Annotated in this window: 16 protein-coding genes; 1 reads left to right on the top strand and 15 read right to left on the bottom strand. The window is 45.8% G+C overall.

From position 1 onward, the window contains the following. The 15 genes from dnaG to cobO all read right to left on the bottom strand — a co-directional run. A partial coding sequence (gene dnaG / locus J7K79_RS02565) for a DNA primase (protein WP_296904817.1) occupies positions 1–2,186 on the bottom strand: 2,186 nt, incomplete at its 3' end. A 78-nt stretch (positions 2,187–2,264) separates the two neighbouring features. Next, a complete protein-coding gene (gene rpsI / locus J7K79_RS02560; protein ID WP_296904815.1) occupies positions 2,265–2,669 on the bottom strand; it encodes a 30S ribosomal protein S9 in 405 nt (134 codons plus the stop codon). 15 nt (positions 2,670–2,684) lie between these two features. After that, positions 2,685–3,134, bottom strand: coding sequence for a 50S ribosomal protein L13 (gene rplM / locus J7K79_RS02555; RefSeq protein WP_296904813.1), 450 nt, complete (start codon positions 3,132–3,134; stop codon positions 2,685–2,687). Then, positions 3,127–3,678 carry an ECF transporter S component gene (locus tag J7K79_RS02550; RefSeq protein WP_296904811.1) on the bottom strand — a complete coding sequence of 184 codons (552 nt, stop codon included), beginning with the start codon at positions 3,676–3,678 and terminating at the stop codon, positions 3,127–3,129. The genes rplM and J7K79_RS02550 overlap by 8 nt, the downstream gene beginning before the upstream one ends. A gap of 4 nt (positions 3,679–3,682) precedes the next feature. Then, positions 3,683–3,934 carry a 50S ribosomal protein L27 gene (rpmA, locus tag J7K79_RS02545; RefSeq protein ID WP_296904809.1) on the bottom strand — a complete coding sequence of 84 codons (252 nt, stop codon included), beginning with the start codon at positions 3,932–3,934 and terminating at the stop codon, positions 3,683–3,685. Then, a complete protein-coding gene (locus J7K79_RS02540; RefSeq protein WP_296904807.1) occupies positions 3,924–4,208 on the bottom strand; it encodes a ribosomal-processing cysteine protease Prp in 285 nt (94 codons plus the stop codon). Before J7K79_RS02540 ends, rpmA begins: the two co-directional genes overlap by 11 nt. Continuing rightward, on the bottom strand, positions 4,205–4,519 hold the full coding sequence (gene rplU / locus J7K79_RS02535; RefSeq protein WP_296904805.1) for a 50S ribosomal protein L21: 315 nt from the start codon (positions 4,517–4,519) through the stop codon (positions 4,205–4,207). Before rplU ends, J7K79_RS02540 begins: the two co-directional genes overlap by 4 nt. Positions 4,520–4,643: 124 nt before the next feature. After that, positions 4,644–4,988, bottom strand: coding sequence for a cupin domain-containing protein (locus J7K79_RS02530; RefSeq protein ID WP_296904803.1), 345 nt, complete (start codon positions 4,986–4,988; stop codon positions 4,644–4,646). Then, positions 4,966–5,631, bottom strand: coding sequence for an RNA-binding cell elongation regulator Jag/EloR (jag, locus tag J7K79_RS02525; protein ID WP_296904801.1), 666 nt, complete (start codon positions 5,629–5,631; stop codon positions 4,966–4,968). The genes J7K79_RS02530 and jag overlap by 23 nt, the downstream gene beginning before the upstream one ends. Positions 5,632–5,647: 16 nt before the next feature. Further along, entirely contained in the window at positions 5,648–6,985 is a 1,338-nt protein-coding gene (gene yidC, locus J7K79_RS02520) for a membrane protein insertase YidC (RefSeq protein ID WP_296904799.1), read from the bottom strand. Beyond that, positions 6,982–7,221 (bottom strand): membrane protein insertion efficiency factor YidD, encoded by a 240-nt coding sequence (gene yidD / locus J7K79_RS02515; protein WP_296904797.1) that lies wholly within the window; start codon positions 7,219–7,221, stop codon positions 6,982–6,984. Before yidD ends, yidC begins: the two co-directional genes overlap by 4 nt. Then, positions 7,218–7,571, bottom strand: a complete 354-nt coding sequence (rnpA, locus tag J7K79_RS02510; RefSeq protein ID WP_296904795.1) for a ribonuclease P protein component — start codon at positions 7,569–7,571, stop codon at positions 7,218–7,220. Before rnpA ends, yidD begins: the two co-directional genes overlap by 4 nt. Continuing rightward, on the bottom strand, positions 7,568–7,702 hold the full coding sequence (gene rpmH / locus J7K79_RS02505; protein WP_296904792.1) for a 50S ribosomal protein L34: 135 nt from the start codon (positions 7,700–7,702) through the stop codon (positions 7,568–7,570). Before rpmH ends, rnpA begins: the two co-directional genes overlap by 4 nt. Before the next feature lie 82 nt (positions 7,703–7,784). Beyond that, positions 7,785–8,639 (bottom strand): pseudouridine-5'-phosphate glycosidase, encoded by an 855-nt coding sequence (gene psuG, locus J7K79_RS02500; RefSeq protein WP_296904790.1) that lies wholly within the window; start codon positions 8,637–8,639, stop codon positions 7,785–7,787. 11 nt (positions 8,640–8,650) lie between these two features. Further along, positions 8,651–9,163 (bottom strand): cob(I)yrinic acid a,c-diamide adenosyltransferase, encoded by a 513-nt coding sequence (cobO, locus tag J7K79_RS02495; RefSeq protein ID WP_296904788.1) that lies wholly within the window; start codon positions 9,161–9,163, stop codon positions 8,651–8,653. A 49-nt stretch (positions 9,164–9,212) separates the two neighbouring features. Between cobO and yihA the strand changes: the two genes are divergently transcribed. Further along, the gene (yihA, locus tag J7K79_RS02490) at positions 9,213–9,800 is read left to right on the top strand and encodes a ribosome biogenesis GTP-binding protein YihA/YsxC (protein WP_296904786.1); all 588 of its coding nucleotides are present in this window, start codon (positions 9,213–9,215) and stop codon (positions 9,798–9,800) included. The last annotated feature ends 114 nt before the right edge of the window (positions 9,801–9,914 follow it).

The following is a 9,914-nucleotide window of genomic DNA, read 5'->3' as shown; positions in this document are numbered from 1 at the left end:
ATACTGACAACCAGCCTTAGGTTCGACGTTATGAGCTTTTCTTTGGCTTTCTTGTCGCCCATCTGGGCTCGTCTTGCGAGCTCTCTTTCCTGGGCCGGTGTGAGGAGTGGTATCTTGCCAATTTCCTTGAGATACATCTTTATAGAATCCCTCACGTTGCTGGTGTCGTGTATCTCAGGGGATTCCCTTTCAAGGAGCTCTTCCAGTTCCTCAGCGGAGGTCTCTGTTTCTTCCTCTGAATCGCTCTCCACGATGTTTATTCCATGCTTTTCGAGTTCCTCGTATATCTTCTCTATCAAGTTCGTATCGAACTCCTCGTAATTGGGTGGAAATGCTTTGTCTATGTCTTCATAGGTGATGTATCCCCTCTTTTTTCCCTGATTTATGAGTTTTTTTATCCGCTTTTCTATCTGAGAGGAAAACCTTTTTTCCTGTTCTTTGGCCTGTTCCTCTTTCGTGATAGCCTCTTTCTTTTCTGCCATACTTTTTCTCCTCCTCTTGATTTTTCTCAAAAGGTCCACTTTCATGTTCAAGAGGATACGTCTTTCCTCTTCACTGGTGCTCTGTTTTATCATCTTTTCTATCTCCCCTAGGCGCTTTTTTAACTGACGCACTTTCAACTTTTCGGAGAGATCCTGAAAAAACTTTTCCGGATTTTTTGGGGGGGGAACCTCTTCCAGGACTTTGAAGATCCAATCCTTCACCTCTTTCGGGAGTGATTCTGTCGCCTCGTTCAAATTCCCGATAGAAGCCACCTTCTCGAAAAATTCTCTCGCATTACGATCCTCCAAAACATTCAGGTCGAGTTCCAGTATTCTCCTTCTGAAGTCTTCGTAGTTCAAAAACAAGTACACGAGTCCCTTTCCTTCGTCGTAGATTTTTGATGGTTTCACCTCTTGTGCAAGCATATTGTTAGACCTATCACTTTCAAAAAAGTTCAATATCTGACTTTCTGGTATTTGTGTGGAGCTGGAGACCTCCTTCACAAGGTTGTCGACGTGTTTCAAATATCCTTTTCTTCTCATCTTTTGAACCCACTTTCTCAAGAAAGAGAGGTAGGACTTCACACCTGTGGGACTGTTTTTATCGAAGAAAACTTCTCCCGCCTTCATCAAAAAGTATTCGAATGAAACCGATTCCTTGAGCATCTTTTTGAGAGATCCTTTTCCCTTTTTCCGAAAAAGTTCATCGGGATCCTTGTAAGGATCTGAAGTTGCTATCAAAACGTTGAACTCATACTCCAGAAGGTCCTCCAGTGATTTCAAAGTGGCTTTGAGACCCGCTCTGTCGTTATCGAAACACAGGATCACATTCCTTGAATGAGCAGAAAGTTTTAGAATAGCTTCACGAGAAAGATTCGCTCCCAGAACCGCCACCGCTGTTGGGATTCCATCTCTCCTGAATGCCAGAGCATCAAAGTACCCCTCGGTTACCACGAAAAAGCCAACATCTTTTGCTACTTTTTTTGCTTCATCAAAGAGAAACAGTGTCTTCCTTTTGGAAAAATATCTGGTATCTGGAGAGTTCAGGTACTTCGGCTCACCATCGCCTAACAAACGACCCCCGAGGGCAACGATATGTCCCCTGTCGTTTTTTATCGGAACGATCAATCTTCCTTCGAATCTATCGATCAACCTACTTCCTCTCTTCAAAGCCAGCCCATACCTTATTACCTCGTCTTCTTTCAGGTTCAACCTCTTCCCAATTTCAATAGATATCCTCGAATCTTCAGGAGCGTATCCAAATCCAAAGCTCTCTATCTCCCCTTCCGCAAAGCCCCTGGACAGCAAGTATTTCTTCGCTCGATCGGATTTCTTGAGTTCGGTGGTGTACCTTCTCCAGACTTCCTCGTACAGTTGAACGTATCTGGTGTACTCAGAGCTTCCAGTCAACTTATACGCGGAAAGATCAACTCCCGCTCTTTTTGCGAGTCTTTCCAAAGCCTCTTGGAAACTTATTCCCTCCATTTCCTGGAGGAACTTGATGACGTCCCCACTCGCACCACATCCAAAGCAGTGATATATCTTCAGGCCTGGGTGAACGTAGAAGGAAGGACTTGTTTCCGCATGGAAGGGACAGAGCGCTCGATACGAAGACCCAACCTTTGTAAGGTTCACGTACTCCGAGACTACTTCAACGATGTCGACCTTTTCCTTTATTTCCTCGATCACCTCTCGGGGGATCACGTTCTCACTCCCTGGGATGTACAGAAAAAGAGAGGTCCGGGGCAACCGGACCCTCGATATTCCTCCTTCTCTTGAAAATCATCTCTTGGAGAACTGGGGTGCCCTTCTTGCCTTCTTCAAACCGTACTTCTTCCTCTCGACTTCTCTTGGATCCCTTGTAAGCATTTTGTATTTTTTGAGGATAGGTTTTAGGTTTTCATCGTACTGCAACAGGGCACGGGCTATTCCCAACCTTACGGCACCGGCCTGTCCGGAAAGGCCTCCACCGTTGACCCTGATCACAAGATCGAATTTTCCGAGAGTGTTTGTTACCTCAAGAGGCTCTATGGCGTGTTTTGTCCATGCGATGTTTTTGAAATAATCGTTCAGACTCTCGTATTTCTTTCCGTTCACCTTCACTTTCCCATCACCAGGTCTCAGGTAAACTCTTGCAACTGCAGTCTTTCTTCTTCCAGTTCCGTAATATCCCACAACACCGGCCATTTTATTCCCTCCTCATCACAATTCAATGGGCTCTGGTTTCTGGGCTTGGTGAGGATGTTCAGGAGATGCGTACACTTTGAGCCTCCTGAGCATCTTCCTGCCTAGCCTGTTTTTCGGAAGCATCCTCTTGACCGCAAGCCATACGAGCCTTTCTGGGTGTTTCTGGAGCATCTGCCTTGCAGTCATCGATTTAAGCCCACCTGGATATCCAGAGTGCCAGTAGTACACCTTCTGGTCCCACTTCTTACCTGTAAGCACTACCTTGTCCGCGTTCACAACGATCACGTAGTCTCCTGTGTCAACGTGAGGGGTGTAATAAGGTTTGTGCTTTCCCATCAAAATCTTTGCTATCCGCGTCGCCAACCTTCCCAGAACTTTTCCGGAAGCGTCAACAACATACCACTTTCTCTCTACCTCTTCTGGCTTCACCATCGTTGTTTTTTGAACGGGAAAATATCTAGCCATTGCTGTTCCTCCCTTCCACTATTTCTAACCTGAAGACACTCGAAACCTTCTTATAGACGAAAAAGGTGACCACCGAGTCGACGCCGAACTTTATGAGATTGAAGGTCAGAATGAACGGAAAGAACTTCAGGTACAACTCAAAAGGAGCCCTGAAGTACAGGGGCACAATGAATGCGTTCAATCCAAGTGCGAATCCTGTTGTGAAGAGAGTTGCGATAGTCATTCCTTTTACAGCTGTTATCTTGCTTTTGTTCCTGTGATAAATGAGACCAGCCAATCCAACAAAAGACATGCCCAGAACCGCATTCATGGCGATCCCCACAGGATCACCGGACTTCGCCAGAAAGAACAGGGCATCCTTGATCAAGATCACAAGCATACCCACTTTCGGTCCCAAGAGGAAGCTCACTATCAAAGCTGGTATCTCACTGGGATCGTATTTAAGAAAACTCGCCTGCGGGAATATGGGAAATTCCAGGAACATAATGAGAGTTGCAAGGGCAGAAAACACCCCAACAAAGGAGATACGCTTTATACTGCTCATTTTTTCACTCCTCATAGACACTCACATACTTTTTGTTGTTTCTCTGCTCAAACTTCACCCTACCATTCTTCAGGGCAAAGAGTGTGAAATCTCTTCCCATTCCTACATTCTTGCCCGGATGGAACTTCGTACCCCTCTGCCTCACAAGGATGTTCCCTGCCTGCACAAACTGTCCGTCTCCAACTTTAACTCCAAGATACTTTGGAAGACTGCTCCTGCCGTTCTTTGCAACACCACCACTCTTTTTATGGGCCATCCACGATCACCTCCACTTTGATTTGAGAAGGAAACTTCCGTTCCAGTTCTCTCAACGATCTCACCATCGCTGCGAGTACTTTCAACTCACACGTCTCCAACTTCCCAAACTCGACTCTCAGATAACCTGATCTTTTTTCTATTCTGGCGACTTTTTCTTCCTCCAGGAAATTTGCAACATGCTGAGTAAGAGCACTAACTGATGCACAGGCAACTTTGTCCGATGAATGTCCCTTCACTTCAAAGAAAGACCCGGTGACAATTATCTCTATCATACCTCGATCTTTTCGATCCTGATAGCAGTGTACCACTGCCTGTGGCCTTTTTCCACCTTGCTGTTCTTTCTGGGTCTGTACTTCACTGTTTTCACCTTTCTAGCTTTGGTGTGCTCAAGAACCTTCCCAACAACCCTGGCGCCTTCAACGTAGGGTTTTCCAACGAGTACCTCGCTGTCCTTCCTGAGGAACACCACTTTGTCGAAAACGATCTCATCTCCTGGAGAGTAATCTGTCTGCTTTTCGGTGTAAAGGATTTTACCTTCCTCCACTCTGTACTGTCTTCCTGCTGTTTCCACGACAGCGTACAAAGCCTTCACCTCCCACCTTTGGTATACATGCGCTGAAGTACGTACCCATACGGGATTTTCGACGCACTTCAAGCGCCAGAAGAGTATTCTACTACTCTTTTTTTTCGTATACTTTAAAAAAGGATTACTCTCCACCCTCTCTGGGTATCAAGCAGAGAAACTCCACTTCAGCATCCGTATCGTTTCTGAACCCGTGCATTTCACTGGGTTCAATGTAAATACAGTGTCCTTCTTCCACTACCTTTTCGCCTTTTTCATTCAGAACCGTCAGTTTTCCTTTCAAAACGAAGATCTCATGCTCCCAAGGATGATTGTGCCTGTCTATGACGCCACCTGGTTTTACGGTGAAGAGTCTCATGACGAAATTCTGTGCTTCTTTAAGCCCTATCAGGACTCGCTTTTGAACACCCTTTACGCTGTCTGTAGATATTTCCTGGGGTACAACATCATATGCTTTCTTTAATATCATGCCTTCTTCTTCCCTCCCGTTTTGTGCCAATGTACTCTATGACGACCCGTCTGTACGGTTCCACCCCCACCGAGTAACTCGTGACACCTTTGTACTTCTTCACTAACTTGTGAACCTGTCTTCTTTCGAAAGCAAACATGGGATCGAGTGTTACCTTTGTCTTCTCTGAGAGAGCTTTCTTTACCGCCTCTTCCACAATCTTTTCAAGAGATTTCTTTCTTTTCTCCCTGTAATCTCCCATGTCGAGAATTACGTTCAACTTCGTGTCGCTCAGCCTGTTCAAGAAAATCATTGTGATGTGTTGAAGAGCACCTAGGGTTTTCCCGTGCCTCCCTATCAATCTGCCCACGTTTTCACTGCTCACGTTCACGAAGAAGCTCCTTCCGGAAGATCTTACAGAAACCTTGACACCGGGATCTACCACATGCAGGATATCTTCCAGAAACTCTCTCAACCTTCTTTCAAAGTAGGTTCTCTTGATCGAAACTTCTACGACGGCTTCTTTTGAGAAAAGCCCAAATATTCCCTGGAACCCCCTTTCCAAAACGTTGATCGTGTACTCATTTTCTTCGAGTCCGTACTTCTTAACCACTTTTTCGATGGCTTCGTCGACAGAAGGAGCTCTTTCGATAACCTTTTTCATCCAATCCCCCCTCTTCTCAGGCCTTTTTCGGAAGTCCTAGAAGTTCTCTGGTGGTGATTCCCTTGATCTTGTACCGCTTGTAAGTGTAATAGGTGACCGCAAGTTGGATCAGCGTGTTCGTTGTGTAATAAAGGAACAGACCACTTGGGAGTCCTATGAACAAGAATGGAAAGATGATGGACATTATAAGGCCCTGCCAGGCCGTTCTCGCATCCTGGCTTGTGAGCAATGTGGTGTAGTAACTTGCTACTATGGTTATCACAAGGAAAAGCCAGTTGTTGGCAAAACCACCCGCCGAGAGGTCTTTCCAGATGAGGAAGCCGCCGCTGTAGGCGAACTCTTCTACGTAATATCTGATGACGGACCATAGAAGAATGAAGATCGGCAGCTGTATGAGAAGCATCAAACAGCCGCTGGCGGGGTTCACACCTGCTTCTTTGTAGAGCTTCAACAACGCTTCCTGCTGTTTTGCAGGATCTTTGTACTTCTTTTTGATCGCCTCTATGCGCGGCTGGAGTTTCCTCATGTTTATGAGGGATTTTGTTTGGGCATGATACAGCGGATACAGAACCAGCCTGACTACCAGCGTGAACAGAACTATTGCCCATCCAAAGCTTTTCGTCAGATCTTTGAGCCACCAGAAGAACCAAACGAGTCCGTAGAATACGGAGTCGTACCATCTGTTGAATCCTGGAATGTTTCCAAGGGTTTTCATCAGGATTTCGTAGTCTGTGGGGAATGCCTTTTTGATCAACGTTCTCTTGTTCGGTCCCATAAAAATGGTGAATCTTTTTTGACCATTCACCTTCAGCGTTCCCTTAAACCGAAGGCCTTCATCGTGCTTGACAAGAACCAGAGTTCGCGATTTTGGATTAAAGGAAGCAAAGTAATTCTCCACGTATCTATCTGTAGAGGGATCCAGAGAAACTCTGGGGATCGTTATCTCCACAGGTTTGGAGCTTTCTATGTCTACAAAGAAGAGATAATTTTCGTCATTTTTTATCGTGAAGATCTTCTTCACGTATCCGTAGTTGTACACGATACTCACTTCATCTGAAAAACCCTCCGGAGTTTTCCCTTTTCCGGTCACTATGGGTTCTTCGATCATCTTGAGAGGAGTTCCTTCATCGAGCACATCGAAGCCATCGTTTCCGTATGTGAAAACGTGCTTTCTGCCTTCGACGAGAGTGTAGAAATCTTTCAGAATACCTTTTTCCAGATCGAAGTGATACTCTTTGAACCTCGTCAAGACAACGATTTCCTCATCAGAGCGTGTGACCTTAATGGGTTCGGTTCCGAACAGAAGAAGAGGTAAGATGACAAACAGCACTGCCGCAATCTTTCTCAAGATCATCGCCTCCTCAGTTTGAACGAGAATTCCTCCGGCACCGGATCGTAACCACCCTTCGACAGAGGATTGCAGCGAAGAACACGCCCGAGGCCCAGGAAAAGACCTTTCAGAAGGCCGTGTTTTTCCAAAGCCTGTATGAAATAAGTTGAACAGGTTGGCTCGAACCTGCAGGTTGGGGGTTTGAGAGGAGAGATGTATCTTTGATAGAACCGTACAATCATTATGAGCAACCTTTTCATTTTTCTATCCTCTCTAAGAGACTGAGCAACTTTTCCTGAACCACCCAGAAATTGATGTACTCAAATTCTTCAGACAATCTTTTCCTGGGAATCACCACAATGTCGAAACCCTTCGGTATCCTGTCTTTATTTCTTCTGAACGTTTCCCTCACCCATCTCTTCAGTTTGTTTCTTCTGGTCGCCTTTCCGAACTTCCTTTTTACCACTATCCCCAATCTCGAGTGATCAAGACCGCTCCTTCGAAACAGAACCACAAAGTACTCGTTTTGGAGATTCTTTCCTTCCTTGAATATCGCCAGAAAATCTCTCCTGAGCCTCAGGCGTTCCTCCCTGGTGAACCGCTGCGTCATACAGTCAGTCTCCAGCGGCCTTTTTTCCTCCTGTTCCTGAGAACTCTTCTACCACCTGGTGTTCTCTTTCGTACCAGAAATCCGTGGGTTCTTTTTCTCTTTCTTCTCGAAGGCTGGTACGTTCTTTTCATCTCACCTGCCCTCCCTTTTCACGGTGTCTGTATTGTCATCGATTCTTAGTATACCACATACCAGAAACGCTGGAACCCCTTGCTATCCTTCAAGTGCCAGTGCTACTTCCCCTGCGAGCTTCACGTTCTCTTCAAGAAGGGAAAGGTTCGCCTTCAAAGTCTTGCCGTTTGTCATCTCCGCGAGTTTTTTGAGAAGGTAGGGTGTTACATCTTTTCCCTTCACCTCCAGTTTGATCTTTTTAAGAAGACGTTCTATCTCTTCCCGTGGAACTTCGTGTTCTTCTGGAACGGGGTTCAACACCATGAGGGTCTTTTCAAGGTTCAGTTCTTCCATCGTTCTATAAATCTTCAGTACTTCTTCCACACTCTCCACTTTCTCCACTTTCCGTCCGCTTCTTCTTGAGAAAAACAGTGGAAATTCATCAGTCTTGAATCCCACCATCGGAATTTCCAGGGTTTCAAGCATCTCGAAGGTGGCTTCCACATCGAGAATGGATTTTATTCCACTAGATACGAGGATGACCCTAGAGGATGCCATCTCCGCGAGATCCTGAGAAACATCCACGCGACTAGGATGAACACCTCCCGTACCACCTGTTACAACAACATTTATCCCAAGTCTTCTACAGAGAAAGATGGTGGCACTCACGGTGGTGGCAGCGTTCATTCCTTTCGCTATCGCAATCGGAAGTTCCCGGGTCCCCGCCTTTTCAGCACCTTCGCCTATCATGATGTCGAGGTCTTTTTCTTTCATTCCGACAATGATCTTTCCTTTCAAAACGCCCACCACCGCTAACCGGAATCCCATTTTTTCAGATATTTCCTTTGCTTTTCTGAAGAGTTCCATGGCTTCTTTTCTGGGCAATCCATGAACAAAAACAGTAGTTTCCATTCCCACCACGAGTTTTTCTCCTGCCACCCTGTTTTCCAGTATCATAACGCTCCCTCCTAGAATTCTATTCCTTTCCTTGCAGGAACACCTTTTTTGTAGTAGTGCTTCACTTCTTTCATCTCCGTGACGAGATCTGCTTTCTCAATCAGCCACTCGGGGGCGTACCTTCCCGTTATCACGAGCTCCACATGTTCTGGTCTGGCGTTCAGCAGTTCTTCTATCTCTTCCCTCGAGAAAAATCCGAGGTGAATCGCCACACAGAGTTCGTCCAGCACAACAACGTTGTATCTTCCAGAAACCAGTTTTTTTCTAGCATCTTCCAGGCCTTCTTTTGCCCTTTTTATCTGCTTTTTCGAGGGCTTCTCCACGACAAATTCGGGAGTTCCGTACTGAGCAATCTCGATGTTTGGAAAGAACTCTCCTATCTTCAACTCCGACGTTGGAGTTCCTTTCAGGAACTGCCCTATAAACACCCTCAGACCTGCACAGGCCGCCCTGATCGAAAGTCCCAAAGCGGCCGTGGTTTTTCCTTTACCGTCTCCTGTGTAGACTTGAACGTATCCTCTCAACTTTTACCCCTCCTTTTCTGTATGCTAGCATAGGAAGGGGTGAGAGGAAATGGTCATAAGAGATGTGAAACTGGTCAAAGTAGCGAGGACGCCGGGTGATTATCCCCCTCCTTTGAAGGGTGAAGTAGCCTTCGTCGGAAGGTCTAACGTGGGAAAATCGTCTCTCCTTAACGCCCTTTTCAACAGAAAGATCGCCTATGTGAGCAAGACACCGGGGAAGACCAGATCGATAAATTTCTATCTTGTGAATTCTAGGTATTACTTCACGGATCTGCCAGGATATGGATACGCGAAGGTTTCCAAAAAAGAACGCATGCTCTGGAAGAGACTGGTGGAAGACTACTTCACAAACAGATGGTCTCTTCAGTTGGTGTTCCTACTTGTGGATGGAAGAATCCCACCTCAGGATACAGACCTCATAATGGTGGAGTGGATGAAAAGTTTAAACATCTCTTTCACCATCGTTCTCACCAAGATGGACAAAGTCAAAATGTCTGAAAGAAAGAAAAAACTGGATGAACACAGAAAAGCGTTTTCAAAGTACGGGGAGTACACAATGATACCAACTTCTGCTGTGACAGGTGAAGGGATCGGTGATCTCCTGGATCTGATTTCAACACTCTTGAAAGAAAATTGATAAAATAGAGTTAGGGGCAGGGGATTTTTCAGCAGCGGAGATTCGCAGGAGAAGATACGGTCAGCGAAGATTTGGTAACAAGCGAAGTTGTGAGATCAAGCAATGAAAGGGGGG

Source organism: Thermotoga sp., assembly GCF_021162145.1.
In the GTDB taxonomy this organism is placed as follows: domain Bacteria; phylum Thermotogota; class Thermotogae; order Thermotogales; family Thermotogaceae; genus Thermotoga.
The sequence above is the reverse complement of the archived record's forward strand: the minus strand, read 5'-3'. Positions and strand labels throughout refer to the sequence as shown.